This is a genomic window from Bradyrhizobium sp. 2S1, assembly GCF_011516625.5.
GTDB lineage: Bacteria > Pseudomonadota > Alphaproteobacteria > Rhizobiales > Xanthobacteraceae > Bradyrhizobium > Bradyrhizobium septentrionale.
Genome location: NZ_CP147717.1, coordinates 3,223,818 through 3,237,921, shown reverse-complemented (window position 1 = coordinate 3,237,921; position 14,104 = coordinate 3,223,818). Strand labels below are relative to the sequence as shown.

At 63.9% G+C, this 14,104-nt stretch carries 13 protein-coding genes and 1 pseudogene; 8 read left to right on the top strand and 6 right to left on the bottom strand.

Annotation, left to right across the window (positions count from 1 at the left end; all coding sequences use genetic code 11):
- Window positions 1-80: 80 nt before the first annotated feature.
- Both HAP54_RS15240 and HAP54_RS15235 read right to left on the bottom strand, forming a co-directional pair.
- Window positions 81-866 carry an ABC transporter ATP-binding protein gene (locus tag HAP54_RS15240; RefSeq protein ID WP_166301247.1) on the bottom strand — a complete coding sequence of 262 codons (786 nt, stop codon included), beginning with the start codon at window positions 864-866 and terminating at the stop codon, window positions 81-83.
- Window positions 866-1,702: an ABC transporter permease gene (locus HAP54_RS15235; RefSeq protein WP_166307896.1), complete on the bottom strand. Its 837-nt coding sequence runs from the start codon at window positions 1,700-1,702 to the stop codon at window positions 866-868. The genes HAP54_RS15240 and HAP54_RS15235 overlap by 1 nt, the downstream gene beginning before the upstream one ends.
- Before the next feature lie 221 nt (window positions 1,703-1,923).
- Here HAP54_RS15235 and HAP54_RS15230 point away from each other — a divergent pair.
- Window positions 1,924-2,910, top strand: a pseudogene (locus tag HAP54_RS15230) (IS30 family transposase); the annotation flags it as partial.
- Window positions 2,911-2,940: 30 nt separating this feature from the next.
- Here the strand turns inward: HAP54_RS15230 and HAP54_RS15225 are convergent.
- Window positions 2,941-3,915: an aliphatic sulfonate ABC transporter substrate-binding protein gene (locus HAP54_RS15225; protein ID WP_166301244.1), complete on the bottom strand. Its 975-nt coding sequence runs from the start codon at window positions 3,913-3,915 to the stop codon at window positions 2,941-2,943.
- Between the two features lie 198 nt (window positions 3,916-4,113).
- Here HAP54_RS15225 and HAP54_RS15220 point away from each other — a divergent pair, with 198 nt between their 5' ends.
- Complete coding sequence (locus HAP54_RS15220; RefSeq protein WP_166301241.1) at window positions 4,114-6,906, top strand: [protein-PII] uridylyltransferase; 2,793 nt, start codon at window positions 4,114-4,116, stop codon at window positions 6,904-6,906.
- Between the two features lie 291 nt (window positions 6,907-7,197).
- Here the strand turns inward: HAP54_RS15220 and HAP54_RS15215 are convergent, their stop codons facing one another.
- Window positions 7,198-7,461 carry a hypothetical protein gene (locus HAP54_RS15215; RefSeq protein ID WP_166301238.1) on the bottom strand — a complete coding sequence of 88 codons (264 nt, stop codon included), beginning with the start codon at window positions 7,459-7,461 and terminating at the stop codon, window positions 7,198-7,200.
- A gap of 351 nt (window positions 7,462-7,812) precedes the next feature.
- Here HAP54_RS15215 and HAP54_RS15210 point away from each other — a divergent pair, with 351 nt between their 5' ends.
- From HAP54_RS15210 to HAP54_RS15200, 3 genes are all read left to right on the top strand, one after another.
- Window positions 7,813-9,609, top strand: a complete 1,797-nt coding sequence (locus HAP54_RS15210) for a PAS domain-containing sensor histidine kinase (protein WP_224741922.1) — start codon at window positions 7,813-7,815, stop codon at window positions 9,607-9,609.
- A complete protein-coding gene (locus HAP54_RS15205; RefSeq protein WP_166301235.1) occupies window positions 9,603-10,277 on the top strand; it encodes a response regulator transcription factor in 675 nt (224 codons plus the stop codon). Before HAP54_RS15210 ends, HAP54_RS15205 begins: the two co-directional genes overlap by 7 nt.
- Before the next feature lie 107 nt (window positions 10,278-10,384).
- Window positions 10,385-10,759 (top strand): response regulator transcription factor, encoded by a 375-nt coding sequence (locus HAP54_RS15200; RefSeq protein WP_166301232.1) that lies wholly within the window; start codon window positions 10,385-10,387, stop codon window positions 10,757-10,759.
- A gap of 7 nt (window positions 10,760-10,766) precedes the next feature.
- Here HAP54_RS15200 and HAP54_RS15195 read toward each other — a convergent pair whose 3' ends face one another.
- Window positions 10,767-10,892, bottom strand: coding sequence for a hypothetical protein (locus HAP54_RS15195; RefSeq protein WP_275949047.1), 126 nt, complete (start codon window positions 10,890-10,892; stop codon window positions 10,767-10,769).
- A 207-nt stretch (window positions 10,893-11,099) separates the two neighbouring features.
- Between HAP54_RS15195 and HAP54_RS15190 the strand changes: the two genes are divergently transcribed.
- The gene (locus HAP54_RS15190) at window positions 11,100-11,291 is read left to right on the top strand and encodes a hypothetical protein (protein ID WP_166301229.1); all 192 of its coding nucleotides are present in this window, start codon (window positions 11,100-11,102) and stop codon (window positions 11,289-11,291) included.
- Window positions 11,292-11,658: 367 nt separating this feature from the next.
- On the opposite strand, the gene HAP54_RS15185 is transcribed toward HAP54_RS15190, so the two are convergent.
- The gene (locus HAP54_RS15185) at window positions 11,659-12,183 is read right to left on the bottom strand and encodes a methylated-DNA--[protein]-cysteine S-methyltransferase (RefSeq protein ID WP_166301226.1); all 525 of its coding nucleotides are present in this window, start codon (window positions 12,181-12,183) and stop codon (window positions 11,659-11,661) included.
- Window positions 12,184-12,272: 89 nt separating this feature from the next.
- Between HAP54_RS15185 and HAP54_RS15180 the strand changes: the two genes are divergently transcribed.
- Both HAP54_RS15180 and HAP54_RS15175 read left to right on the top strand, forming a co-directional pair.
- A complete protein-coding gene (locus HAP54_RS15180; protein WP_166301223.1) occupies window positions 12,273-12,635 on the top strand; it encodes a DUF1304 domain-containing protein in 363 nt (120 codons plus the stop codon).
- 206 nt (window positions 12,636-12,841) lie between these two features.
- Complete coding sequence (locus tag HAP54_RS15175; protein WP_166301220.1) at window positions 12,842-14,062, top strand: ABC transporter substrate-binding protein; 1,221 nt, start codon at window positions 12,842-12,844, stop codon at window positions 14,060-14,062.
- The last annotated feature ends 42 nt before the right edge of the window (window positions 14,063-14,104 follow it).

Genomic DNA, 14,104 nt, shown 5'->3' with positions numbered 1-14,104 from the left:
TTAGCATGATCTTTTCGGAGAACCGCTTCGCACTTTTCCGGATCATGCTCTAGCCGATGTAAGGCCTTAACGAGCCGATGTCACCACCACATCGCCTCGCCGGCGCTCGATTTGTCCGTGACGTCACGCACTTGCCGGTCCAGCGAGCGGTCGAGCGCGGTCAGCACGCGGCGCTTGAAGGTGTCGAACAGCTCCGATTGGCGGTCGCGCGGCCGCGCCAGGTTGATGGTGATCTGCTCGAACAGCCGGCCCGGCCGCGGCCGCATCACCAGCACGCGGTCGGCGAGCACCACGGCCTCGTCGACATCATGGGTGACCAGGATCAGGGTCGGCCTTGTGTCGGCCCAGAGATCGAGCAGGTGGTCCTGCAGGTCGCGGCGGGTGAAGGCATCGAGCGCCGAGAACGGCTCGTCGAGCAGCAGCACTTCGGGCTGCGGCACCAGGGCGCGGGCGATCGCGACCCGCTGCGCCTGCGCGCCGGACAATTCGCGCGGCCAGGCGGCGGCCTTGTCGCTGAGACCGACGCGGGCCAGCGCCACGGCGACCCGTTTACGCCTCGCCTCAACCGGGAGATCGGCGAGGCCGAAGCCGATATTGTCGGCGACGCTGAGCCAGGGCAACAGCCGCGGCTCCTGGAAGATGATGCCTATCTTGGCGTGCGGCGAGGTGATGACGGCATTGTCGAGTATCACGCTGCCGGTGCTGGCACGATCGAGGCCGGCGATGGCGCGCAGCAGCGTCGACTTGCCGCAACCGGAACCGCCGATGATGGCGACGATCTCGCCGGGCTGGATCTTCGCGGAGAAGCGTTCCAGCGCGTGGACGCCGTTCGGATAGGTCTTGCCGACGTCCTTCAGCGCGAGCATCACTGCCCTCCCCGCGCGCCAAACGCATCCTGCCAACGCAACAGCGGCGCGGTGGCGATTTCGATCAGCCAGTCGGTGGTCTTGCCGAGGATCGCGAAGATCACGATCGCCGCAAGGATCTGCGCCGGCTTGCCGAGCTGCTGGCCGTCGATCAGGAGATAGCCGAGCCCTTCGGACGCCCCCATGAATTCGGCGGCAACCACGAACATCCAGCCCAGGCCGAGCCCGACCCGCAGCGACACCACATAGGCCGGCAGCACCGCGGGCAAAAGGATGCGGCGGATCATCGCAACGCCGGACAGGCGGAACACGCGGCCGACCTCGACGACCTTGCGATCGACCGAGAGAATCGCGCCCATCACGCCGAGATAGACCGGAAAGAACACGCCGACCGCGATCAGCGCGATCTTCGAGGTCTCGAAGATGCCGAGCCACAGAATGAACAGCGGCACCCAGGCGATCGAGGGGATCGCGCGCAGCGCTTGTACCGTCGGGTCAAGAAGTCGGCGCGCCAGGCCCCAATAGCCGGAGATCGCACCGAGGATGGTGCCGCCCGCGACGCCGAGCGCGAAGCCTGCGCCGACCCGCCACAGCGTCGCGAGGATATGGCGCGACAGCTCGCCGCTTCGCGCGAGCGCAACGATGGTTTCAAATACTTTCGACGGCGGCGGCACCAGGCGGCCGTTGGAGTAGCCGAGCGAGACGACGAGTTCCCAGCCCAGCGCCAGCACGACCGGCAGTGCGAGCCCGAGCACCGGCCGCGCATAACGCGACCACCGCGCCGGCGCCACACGCGGCGCGGCCGTCTGTTCCAGCGCGGGCAGGTCAACGGTCATGGCCATAGCAAGAACTATTCTTCCGGCGGAATTGCAAGGTGGGTGAGCCCAACTCCACTCACGTCGTCCCGGGCAAGCGAAGCGCGACCCGGGACCCATAACCACAGGGCGAGATAGTGGAACGAGCTGGGGCCACAGCTTCGTTCAACAACAAAGCCCTGTGGTTATGGGTCCCCTGAGTTCACAAACGAAGTGCAACACTTCCTTGAGGAGGTGTTGCGATGGGGCGGAGTTACGAGCAGCTATCCCTGGACGAGCGATGCGAGATTGCCCGGCTTTCGGCCAATGGCAGCTCGGTCCGGCAAATCGCGGCAGCTCTGGATCGCTCGCCATCAACGATCTCTCGGGAGCTGACCCGCAATCGAGGCGTCCAGGTCGGCTACAAACCCAGCTATGCCCAGCAACAGATGCGAGCACGGCGCTGGACGGGCGTACGCCTCGAACGGGAGCCCGGCCTGCGCCGTGCGGTGTTGGAACGCCTGGGTCGGGGCTGGTCGCCCGAGCAGGTCGCCGGCCGGCTGGCCCGCGAACACGGCCGCAAGGTGATCTCCCACGAGACCATCTATCGCTTCATCTACGCCCAGATCCGACGCACCTCGGACTTCAGCTGGCGGCGTTATCTGCCGCGCGGCAAGAGCAAGCGCGGTTACCGCGGCAAGAAGGGCGGCAGCCCCGCAAGATTCATCGAAGGCCGTGTTTCCTTGGATCAACGGCCTATCGAGGCCGCCGATCGCAGCACTCCCGGTCATTGGGAAGCCGACCTGATGATGTTCTCCAAATACGGTCAGGCCGTCCTGACTGTGCATGAGCGCACCTCGCGCCTGCTGCTCGGCATCCGCCTCGCCAGCAAGGTTGCGCGCGGGGTCGCCCGTCATCTCGTTCGCTTGTTCGCATCCCTGCCACAGGACCTGTGCCAGACCGTCACCTTCGACAATGGCACCGAGTTCGCCTGCCACACGGCGCTGCACCGCCTCGCGATCGAGACCTTCTTCTGCGATCCGCACGCGCCCTGGCAGAAGGGCGGCATCGAGAATGCGATCGGTCGAATGCGGCGCTTCATCCCGCGCAAAACCGACCTCGCAACCCTCCCGACCCGCCGCTTCCATCAGTCCTTCAACGCCTACAACAACACCCCGCGCAAATCTCTTGACTTCCAAACTCCCGCCGAGGCCTTCTCCCAAGTGTTGCACTTCGAGTGTGAATCCACCTCCCGGCTTTCGCCGGGACGACGGCGGCGATCAATTCGTGGGCAACGGGACCTGATCGTCGATCAGGCTGTCGAGCGCGGCCTTGACGTCGGTCTTGGCGTCGATCACGCCCGCCTGCTGCAAGGCGAGGCCGGCCGCGAGGATTGATTCGCGCTGGGGCGCGCCGATCCGGCTGTGGGTCAGCTCGGTGCGCTCCTTGAGCTGCTTGTCGACCACGGCGTCCGGCAGCTTGGTCACCGCGATGAAGGTCTTCTTCAGCTCGTCATAGTTGGCCAGCGAATATTTCCGCGCCTCCTCGTAAGCCGCGAGCACGCGGCGGACGATATCCGGATGATCCTTCAAAAACTGCTCGCGCACATTGAGGATGCCCCAAGTGTTGGCGTCGGCCTTGCGGTAGAACAGTTTTGCGCCGTCCTCGACCTCGGCCTGCGCCATCATCGGGTCGAGGCCGGCCCAGGCGTCGACGTCGCCGCGGATCAGCGCGGTCTTGCCGTCGGCGTGCTGCAGCAGCACCGGCGTGATGTCCTTCTCGGTAAGGCCGGCGCCGAGCAGCGCGCGGACCAGGAAGATGTGCGGATCGGTCCCGCGGGTCACCGCCACCCGCTTGCCCTTCAGGTCGGCGACGGAGGCGATCTTGGAATCCTTGCCGGTGACCAGTGCGGTCCATTCGGGACGCGAATAGACATAGATCGACTTGATCGGGTTGCCGTTGATCCTGGCGACCAAGGCGGCCGAGCCCGCGGTCGAGCCGAGATCGATCGAACCGGCGTTGAGGAATTCGAGCGCCTTGTTGGAGCCGGCCGACTGCACCCAGACGATGCTGATGCCGTCCTTGGCGAACTCCTTCTCCAGGAGGCCCTTCTGCTTCAGCACCATCGACACCGGATTGTAGGTCGCCCAGTCGATCCGGATCTCCTTCAGCGCGTCGGCGGCAAGCGCCGCGCCGGGCAACAATGTCGAGACCGCGAGCAGCGCAGCGAAGGCGCGCCGGGAAAATTTCTGCATTCGTCGATCTCCTCGAGACGATTAAGAAACAATCTTTTATTTCAATGAGTTAGCCTTGTGGTCAACGAGAAAATCTCTACCCTTTACGCGATGGCGCGAGAACGATCTTGCCCGCAGCGCCGTTGAGAGAGCATGGAGCTGCTGTCGTTATACTTTGGTCAGTGACAGCAACAGCTTCGTCCGATATCGGATGGACGTATGGACAGCATCGTAGCCGACGACCGCGCTGAAGCGGATGATCGTTTCGAGACCGTGCGGATCACCGCGGCGGTCAACGCGCTCGCAGAGCAACATGCCGGCCGCGAGGACCAGTTCCGCGCCGCGATGGCGCAGCTGCTCAAGGCCGAACTGATCGCGGCGCGCGCCACGGCGCAGGCGCTGCTCTTGAAGGATCGCCACGGCCGCCGCTGCGCCGAACGGCTCTGCTTCGTGCAGGACGAGATCATCCGCATCCTCTACGCCGCGGCGACCCGGCATCTCTATCACTCGCCGATCCCCTCGGGCGCCGAGCGCATGGCCGTGGTCGCGACCGGCGGCTATGGCCGCGGGCTGATGGCGCCGGAATCCGACATCGATCTGTTGTTCATCCTGCCCTACAAGCAGACCGCGTGGGGCGAACAGGTCGCCGAAGCGATCCTCTATTGCCTCTGGGACATGGGGCTGAAGGTCGGCCACGCCACCCGTTCGGTCGATGAATCGATCCGCCAGGCGCGCGGCGACATGACGATCCGCACTGCGATCCTGGAGACGCGCTTCCTGACCGGCGACCAGCCGCTCTATGACGAGCTGGTCGAGCGCTTCGACAAGGAAGTGGTGCAGGGCACCGCATCGGAATTCGTCACCGCCAAACTCGCCGAGCGCGAGGAGCGGCATCGCCGCGGCGGCCAGTCGCGCTATCTGGTCGAGCCCAACGTCAAGGACGGCAAGGGCGGCCTGCGCGACCTGCACACGCTGTTCTGGATCGCCAAATACGTCTACCGCGTGCGCGAGACCGATGAGCTGCTGGAGCGCGGCGTGTTCGACGCGCAGGAGTACCGCACCTTCCGCCGCTGCGCCGATTTCCTGTGGTCGGTGCGCTGCAACCTGCACTTCTTCGCCGGACGCGCCGAGGAGCGGCTGTCGTTCGACATGCAGCGCGAGATCGCGGTCCGCCTCGGCTATACCTCGCATCCCGGCATGCAGGACGTCGAGCGCTTCATGAAGCACTACTTCCTGATCGCCAAAGACGTCGGCGACCTCACCGCGATCCTGTGCGCCAAGCTCGAGGAGGAGCACAACAAGCCGGCGCCGGTGCTGAGCCGGATGGTGGCGCGCTTCCGGCCCGGCACCAAGCGGCGGCGGGTGGCGGGCAGCGACGATTTCATCGTCGACAACAACCGCATCAACCTCGCCGCCCCCGACGTCTTCAAGCACGATCCGGTCAATCTCATCCGGATCTTCCGCCTCGCGCAGCAGAACAGCCTCGCCTTCCATCCCGACGCGATGCGCACGGTGACGCGCTCGCTGAAGCTGATCAACACCCAGCTGCGCGAGAACGACGAAGCCAACCGCCTGTTCATGGAGATCCTGACCTCCGACAATGCGGAGACCGTGCTGCGGCGGATGAACGAGACCGGCGTGCTCGGCCATTTCATCCGCGCCTTCGGCAAGATCGTGTCGATGATGCAGTTCAACATGTACCACCACTACACGGTGGACGAGCATCTGATCCGCTGCATCGGCTTCCTTCAGGACATCGAGCGCGGCGGCAACGAGGAGTTCACGGTCGCCAGCGACCTGTTCCGCAAGATCCAGCCCGAGCACCGGCCGGTGATCTATATCGCGACCTTGTTGCACGATATCGCCAAGGGCAGGCCGGAGGATCATTCGATCGCCGGCGCCAAGGTGGCGCGGCGGCTGTGCCCGCGGCTCGGCTTCTCGGCGGCCGACACCGAACTGGTGGCGTGGCTGATCGAGGAGCACCTGACGATGTCGACGGTGGCGCAATCGCGCGATTTGTCGGACCGCAAGACCATCGAGAACTTCGCCGCCGTGGTGCAGTCGGTCGAGCAGATGAAGCTGCTGACGATCCTGACCACCGCCGACATCCGCGGCGTCGGCCCCGGTGTCTGGAACGGCTGGAAGGCGCAGCTGTTGCGCACGCTGTATTACGAGACCGAGCCGGTGCTGACCGGCGGCTTCTCGGAGGTCAACCGCGCCCAGCGCATCGCGGTGGCGCAAGCCGAATTCCGCCGCGCCTTCACCGAATGGCCGGAGGCCGAGCTCAACGCCTATATCGGCCGGCACTACCCGGCCTACTGGCTCAAGGTTGAGCTGCCACGCAAGATCCGCCAGGCACGCTTCATCCGCGCCAGCGAGCAGGCCGGCCACAAGCTCGCGATCAATGTCGGCTTCGACGAGATCCGCGCCGTCACCGAGCTCACGATTCTCGCGACCGACCATCCCTGGCTGCTGTCGATCATCGCCGGCGCCTGTGCGTCTGCCGGCGCCAACATCGTCGACGCGCAAATCTACACCACGACCGACGGCCGCGCGCTCGACACCATCTCGATCTCACGCGAATACGACCGCGACGAGGATGAAGGCCGCCGCGCGACGCGGATCGGCGAGATGATCGAGCACGTGCTGGAAGGCAAGCTGCGGCTGCCCGAGGCCGTGGCGAAGCGCGCGGTGCGCAGCAAGGCGCGTCCGTTCATCGTCGAGCCTGAAGTCACCATCAACAACCAGTGGTCCGACCGCTATACCGTGATCGAGGTCTCCGGCCTCGACCGCCCCGGCCTGCTCTATCAGCTCACCACCGCGATCTCGAAGCTCAACCTCAACATCGCCTCCGCCCATGTCGCGACTTTCGGCGAACGCGCGCGCGACGTGTTCTATGTCACCGACCTGCTCGGCGCCCAGATCACGGCGCCGACCCGGCAGGCCGCGATCAAGAGCGCGCTGCTGCATCTGCTCGCGAGCGAGGACCAGGCGGCGAAGCCGGCGGCGTGAGAGCACGTATCCGTCATTCCGGGGCCGCCCGCAGGGCTGAACCCGGAATCCATCGGGCCGCGTTGTTGCTTTGAAATGGATTCCGGGTTCTCGCTTCGCGAGCCCCGGAATGACGACGTATGGAACTGAGCCCGGAATCCATCAGGGCCGGGGCTAGTCGGGGAATGGATTCCGGGCTCTCACGGAGGCTGTTATCGGACCCGTTTTGCGGGACCCAGGCGTGAGCAGCCAGCGCGTCGGTCCCGGCAGCCTGCCGGACTTAGAGTCTAGGGCGGGCTACCGCCCTGGATCTCACATGTCTGATTGCGGCTGCAGGGCCGCCAGGCTCGCCCCCAGCAAGGCCAGGTAGCTGGCATGACAGACCACAACGCCAAAATCGAAGACGTCGAGCAGATCGATCCAATCGTTGGCCCAAGGGTTGTCGGCCGGCACGCTCGCTGCTTGCTTGCCACCGTCGATCACGGAAGGCTGGAAGCTGCGGTCGCGTCTCTGACCCCGCGTCTCGTGCGCGATGTCATCGGAGCAAAGGATCAAATGCAGGCGAGCGTTCGGCATTTCAACCTCCAGATCTCTGATCGGCGACTGCTGAATCCGGGATGCCTACTGTTATCGAGTTACCCAATGAGCGTAGTCGCCGGGAGGAAACGCGCCATTGAACGGAGGTTGATCCGGCCGTTACATTGGGATGGGGACAACATACTTAGGTTTAGCCGCAACCTGAACCTGAGCGTATCGGGTGGTTTCGCTTTCCGCGCGACTCCACGCGCGCGGGCGGATTGCCACAGGCCCGCATGATCTCGTCCGGACGTCGAGAAAGCTGCTAAGGTCCGGCCTGTTGGGAGGGCGACGTTGTCGCCGCTGATGATAGCGGTCACCTAGCGACGCAGCGCGGCCCATGATGGCCAAGTGCTGGACGGCCAACTGCTGGTGCTGCCGATGATGCGCAATCCGACCACGAAGCCCTGGTCGACCGAGCAACGGCTGCTCGGCGGCATGGTGCTGGCTTGGGCGGGAACCTGCGCTGGGCTGTTGCTTGGTCCGGAGCCTGCGGCGACCGCTCATCTGGCTGCCCTGGCGGCGCTCATCGCCGCGCTCGCCGCTGCATTGCTGATGATGCGTGTGGTGGGCCGCACCCAAAGGCAGATGGAAGCCGCGTTGCGCGGCCGGGCCAGCGGCGAAGAGCGGGCGATCGAGGCGCTGCGCAACAGCAAGGCGCAATGGAAGGAGGTGTTCGAGCACAACCCGGTCATGTACTTCATGGTTGACGCAACGGGCCTCGTCCTGTCGGTCAACACGTTCGGCGCGGCGCAACTCGGCTACACCGTCGACGAATTGCTCGGACAATCCGTGCTGCAGGTCTTTGCGGCCGAAGACCGAGATATGGTTCAGCGCAACGTCGCGGCATGCCTCGACAACATCGGCCAAACCCAAGGCTGGGAAATCCGGAAGGTCCGCAAGGACGGTTCAAGGCTTTGGGTTCGTGAGAATGCCAAGGCCGTACGGCGGCTGGGCGATCAGTTGATCGTCCTGATCGCATGCGAGGATATTACCGAGCGCAAGCAGGCTGAGAATGCGCTGCAGCAGAGTGAAATGTACCTGACCGAAGCCCAGCGATTGAGTCACACCGGCAGCTTTGGCTGGCACGTCGCCAACGGCGAGATGATCTGGTCGGAAGAAACGTTCAGGATCTTCGAATTCGACAAAGCTCCTTGCATCAAGCATGGCACGGTCCTGCAACGCGTCCATCCGAACGATCGCACCCGCGTGCAACGGACCATCGACCGTGCCTCGGTCGACGGCAAGGACTTCGAGCACGGCTACCGATTGCTGATGCCCAATGGGGCGATCAAATATGTCCACGCCCGGGCGCATGCGGTGACCAACATCTCGGGCGACACCGAATTCATCGGAGCGGTCACCGACGTGACGGCCCGCAAGCGGGCCGAGTCGGAACTGCATGAAGCGCAGATGAACCTCGCGCACGTCACGCGCGTGACGGCGCTCGGCGAGCTCGCGGCATCGATCGCCCATGAAGTGAACCAGCCGCTTGCCGCCGTGGTCACCAATGCCGCGGCATGCCTGCGGTGGCTCAACCGGGCGGCTCCCGATCTGAACGAAGCCCGCGGGGCGGTCAGGTCGATCATCAGCGACGGCAACCGGGCGGGCGAGGTCATCCAGCGCGTCCGCGCCCTGGTGAACAAGACGACCGATCAGAAGGCGCCGCTCGACATCAATGCAGCCATCAACGAGGTGATCGGCCTGGTGCAGCATGAACTGCAGAGCCACCTGATTTCCCTGCAGCTGGACCTCGCTCCCGCGCTCCCGCCTGTTATCGCCGACCGTATCCAACTCCAGCAAGTCATCCTCAACCTGGTCCTCAACGGCATCGAGGCGATGCAGCCGGTCACGGACCGGCCGCGCGAACTCGTGATCCGCACACGCATCGATCCCGCCAAGCATGACGATGCCGGGCAAATCCTGGTCACGGTCACCGACTGTGGCGTCGGGATAACAACCGAGAATGCCGACCGGCTGTTCGACGCCTTCTACACCACCAAGGCCAGCGGCATGGGAATGGGCTTGTCGATCTGCCGCTCGATCGTCGAAGCTCACCGGGGTCGCCTGTCCGTGGCCGGAAATACCGGCCCCGGCGCGACATTCCAGTTCACCTTGCCATTGCGTGAAGAGGATCATGCATGGTGACCGGACCCGCGGCATCGCCTCCCACGCACGCAAGCGCCGGCGATCCGGCCGTCTTCGTCGTCGACGACGACCCGTCGGTGCGGGACTCGCTGAGCAATCTTTTCCGGTCGGTCGGGCTGCGGACCGAAGTATTCGGATCGGCCCATGAATTTCTCCAGCACAAGCCGCCGGATGTCCCGAGCTGCCTGATCCTGGACATCAGGCTGCCCCGGCTGAGCGGCCTCGACTTTCAGGCCGAACTGGCCAAGGCCGACATTCATATCCCGATCATCTTCATGACCGGCCATGGCGATATCCCGATGACGGTCAGGGCCATGAAGGCCGGAGCGGTCGACTTCCTGACCAAGCCGTTCCGCGACCAGGACATGCTGGATGCCGTCACGACAGCGATCGAGCGCGACCGAAATCGTCGCGATGAGGCCAAGGCCCTTGCACACCTGCGCGCAGCCTTCGCGACCCTGACCGCCCGCGAGCGCCAGATCATGACACTCGTGACGGCGGGGCTCATGAACAAGCAGGTCGCCGCCGAAATCGGGGTGGCCGAGATCACGGTGAAGATACACCGCGGCCACATCATGCGGAAAATGGCGGCGAAATCGCTGCCGGATCTGGTCAAAATGGCGCAGATCCTCCGGATCGGACCGGCATCCGGCGGGCCGCAAACCTAAGTATGATTCTCCGATCCCGACTGGCGACGCACTGTGCCCCGGCGTCCGCGCACAGACCAAAGCCCGTTCTGGCCGTCCCAGGAAGGACCTCCTTGTCCCACCCGCCAATGATATCCATCATCGACGACGACATGTCGGTTCGCACCGCGACCCACAATCTCGTCAGGTCGCTCGGCTACGCAGTCGAGACCTACGCGTCGGCTGAGGAATTCCTGCACTCGCCCCACCTGAATGAGACATCCTGTGTGATAGCGGACGTCCGGATGCCGGCCATGAGCGGGCTCGACCTGCAGAGCCATTTGATCGCCAGCGGACGGCGCTTTCCGTTCATTTTCGTCACCGCCTTCTCCGTCGAAAGCGATCGCGCCCGGGCCCTGAGGGCGGGAGCGATCTGCTTTCTGAGCAAGCCCTTCGACGGCGACGTCCTGATCAAATGCCTCGATACGGCCCTGGCGCAGAACGGAAGCGCGCCCGGCGAATGAGTTCACATCAGACATACGCAAGGATGATGCCGCCAAACATCAGGACAAGTTGCGCCTGGACGATGGTGGCGCGAGATTGCGCACCGTCGTCCTTCGCGAAGATCGACGGCCAGGACAACATCAGAGACAGCATCAGACATTCTGATTGGCAAATGGCAATTCCTCGGAGGGAGGTCGCCATGCGAGCGGAACCACGCTGCGCCCAGTGTAACAGCGAAGAGCCCAAGATCATCAGTTTGCGAAACCCGGCGGGCGAGCGCTACTGCGGACGCCTCTGCCTGCACAAAGCTCAGGAGGAATTCACTCGCTGGCTTTGGCGTGCGAATGCGGAGGCCGCGTCATGACCGGCCGTTGCGGGAATCCGGGGTGCAGGCGCCCGTTCGGGCTGATCCGGCACAGCTGGCATTTCGAGCAGTTCTGCTCCGTGAAGTGCCGCGAGATCTACAAACAGCAATTGGAGCGCAACAAGGCCTATTGGAAGTGGCTCTATCCCTTCCCCGGCAGCCGCGGCCCGGCGAGGAAACTGGTCTGACGGCGAGGATTAGACTTTTGTTTTGACGCGTTTTCTTCACGCGAACCGGCGTCCATCCCGCATCAAGTGCGGGACAGGCTTCGCTCGAAAACGCTCTAACAACGCTCAAAGGAGGCCCCATGACGACGGTCGATGCGATGCTGGTAGGAGCGATACTCGCATGGGTGCCTTCGCTCATTGTCTTCCTCTATATCGTGCGCGATCTGCGAAACATGCCGAGCGAAGATCTCGATTGATCGCCTCGGGCGGCTGATCAAATGGGCCGCTAGAGCATTTCGGTTCTGATTGAATCAGAACCGAAACTCCAGCTTTTTGTTTTGACGCGTTTTCTCTACGCGAACCGGAGTCCACTTCGCTCGAAAACGCTTCATATCTCCACGCCCTCATGCCGCAGCAGCCAGCGCTTGCGCTCCAGCCCGCCGCCGTATTTGACCAGTGAGCCGTTGGCGCCGATCAGGCGGTGGCAGGGCACGACGACGCTGATCGGGTTGGAGCCGTTGGCATGGCCGACCGCACGCATCGCCTTCGGCACTTTCAGTTTCGCCGCCAGCGCACCGTAGCTCATGGTGGTGCCGGGCGAAATCTTCGGCAGCGCGTGCCAGACCTTCTGCTGGAACGGCGTGCCGGCGACGCGCCATTCGACATCCGCGAGCCGATCCAGATCGCCCTTGAAGTAATCGGCGAGCGCCTCGCGCATCGCCGCCGGCGCGCGGCCGTCCCGCAGCGTCACCGCGCCATAATGCAGCCGCAGCAGCTCGAGCATGCGTCCTTCATAGTCGTCCCAGTCGAGCGCGCGCAGCACGCCGTCGTCATCGGTCACCAGCAGCGCGGTGCCGATCGGGGTCTTGAGGCGGTCGAGGTTGAAGCTCTGTGCAGTCTTGCGGTCGGCCATGTTCATCGCTCGGAAACAGGTCGCTCGGCATACAATTCACCGCCCGCGTGCTAGCGTCCACCCGAATTCCGGTTAAGGGGGACCGCATCATGCTTTTGCTTGGCAATGTTCTGGTCGCGGTGGTGGCCGCGCTGCACATCTATTTCCTTGTGCTCGAGATGTTCCTGTGGACCAAGCCGATGGGCTTGAAGACCTTTCGCAACTCGATCGAGAAGGCGACCGACTCGGCCGTGCTCGCCGCCAATCAGGGGCTCTATAACGGCTTCCTCGCCGCCGGACTGATCTGGGGCCTGGTGCACGGCAATCCGGCCTTCGCGTTCCAGATCAAGACATTCTTCCTGCTCTGCGTGATCGTCGCCGGCGTCTACGGCGCCGCCACCGTGAGCCGGCGCATCCTTTATGTGCAGGCGGCGCCTGCGGCGCTCGCGCTGATCCAGCTCTGGCTCGCTTAACGCGCGGGCGCGCTTTTGTTTTCTTGAGCATGATCCCCTCGGAAAACCGCTTCGCACTTTTGCGGATCATGCTCAAACGCGACACTGCGCGCAGGGCGCATCGCCTTGCAATGCAACCACGCTTCCTCCATCATCCCTGATAACGGTGACATCCGCCGGCTCGAGGCTTGCGGACAAGATCACCGGCAACATGGGAGGTCACGGACATGAGGAGCGTGCAATTGCTCGCTGCGACAGCGCTTGCCATCGCGTTGTCGGTTACATCGGCCGCCGCGCAGAAGAAATACGACATCGGCGCGACCGACACCGAGATCAAGATCGGCCAGACCGTGCCGTTCTCGGGCCCCGCATCCGCCTATGCCGGCATCGGCAAGACCCAGGCGGCCTACCTCAAGATGATCAACGATCAGGGCGGCATCAACGGCCGCAAGCTCAACCTGATCCAGTATGACGATGCCTATTCGCCGCCGAAGGCGGTCGAGCAGGTGCGCAAGCTGGTCGAGGGCGACGAGGTGCTGTTCACCTTCCAGATCATCGGCACGCCCTCAAATGCCGCCGTGCAGAAATATCTGAATACCAAGAAGGTGCCACAGCTGCTCGCCTCCACCGGCGCCTCGCGCTTCTCCGATCCGCAGAATGCGCCGTGGACCATCGCGTTCAACCCGAACTACCAGTCCGAGGGACGCATTTACGCCAAATACATCCTGGTCAATCCCCCCAACGCCAAGATCGGTATCTTCTACCAGAACGACGATCTCGGCCGCGACTACATCACCGGCCTGAAGAGCGGGCTCGGCGACAAGGCCGCCAGCATGATCGTCGCCGAGGTCTCCTATGAGCTGACCGACCCGACGGTGGATTCCCAGATCGTCAAGCTGAGGGCCTCCGGCGCCGATCTGATCTATGACGCCTCGACGCCGAAATTCGCCGCACAAGCGATCCGCAAGATCGCCGACCTCAACTGGACCCCGGTGCACATCCTCGACATCAATGCGAGCCCGGTGTCGGCGACGCTGAAGCCCGCGGGCCTCGATATCTCCAAGGGCATCATCTCGACCAATTACGGCAAGGACCCCGCCGATCCGCAGTGGAAGGACGATCCCGGCGTGAAGGCCTATTTCGCCTTCATGGACAAGTATTATCCGGAAGGCGACAAGCTCAACACCGTCAACACCTACGGCTACTCGACGGCCGAGCTGTTGATCCAGGTGCTGAAACAGTGCGGCGACGACCTCACCCGCGACAACCTGATGAAGCAGGTGACCAGCCTGAAGAAGTTCGTGCCTAGCCTCGCGCTGCCGGGCATGTCGATCACGACCGGACCGAACGACTATCGCATCAACAAGCAGATGCAGATGATGAAGTTCAACGGCGAGCGCTGGGAGCTGTTCGGCCCGATCATCGAGGACACCGGACCGGCGGGTTAGGTCGCGCCGCATCGAGGCTCCACTCCCTCCCCCGCAAGCGCA

Coding starts and splice junctions, on each gene's coding strand:
- HAP54_RS15185 (WP_166301226.1), bottom strand. CDS start 12,183: ATGGCCGACCGCAAGACTGCACAGAGCTTCAACCTCGACCGCCTCAAG.
- HAP54_RS15190 (WP_166301229.1), top strand. CDS start 11,100: ATGACCGGCCGTTGCGGGAATCCGGGGTGCAGGCGCCCGTTCGGGCTG.
- HAP54_RS15235 (WP_166307896.1), bottom strand. CDS start 1,702: ATGACCGTTGACCTGCCCGCGCTGGAACAGACGGCCGCGCCGCGTGTG.
- HAP54_RS15215 (WP_166301238.1), bottom strand. CDS start 7,461: ATGCCGAACGCTCGCCTGCATTTGATCCTTTGCTCCGATGACATCGCG.
- HAP54_RS15200 (WP_166301232.1), top strand. CDS start 10,385: ATGATATCCATCATCGACGACGACATGTCGGTTCGCACCGCGACCCAC.
- HAP54_RS15220 (WP_166301241.1), top strand. CDS start 4,114: ATGGACAGCATCGTAGCCGACGACCGCGCTGAAGCGGATGATCGTTTC.
- HAP54_RS15205 (WP_166301235.1), top strand. CDS start 9,603: ATGGTGACCGGACCCGCGGCATCGCCTCCCACGCACGCAAGCGCCGGC.
- HAP54_RS15240 (WP_166301247.1), bottom strand. CDS start 866: ATGCTCGCGCTGAAGGACGTCGGCAAGACCTATCCGAACGGCGTCCAC.
- HAP54_RS15225 (WP_166301244.1), bottom strand. CDS start 3,915: ATGCAGAAATTTTCCCGGCGCGCCTTCGCTGCGCTGCTCGCGGTCTCG.
- HAP54_RS15180 (WP_166301223.1), top strand. CDS start 12,273: ATGCTTTTGCTTGGCAATGTTCTGGTCGCGGTGGTGGCCGCGCTGCAC.
- HAP54_RS15175 (WP_166301220.1), top strand. CDS start 12,842: ATGAGGAGCGTGCAATTGCTCGCTGCGACAGCGCTTGCCATCGCGTTG.
- HAP54_RS15195 (WP_275949047.1), bottom strand. CDS start 10,892: ATGCTGTCTCTGATGTTGTCCTGGCCGTCGATCTTCGCGAAGGACGAC.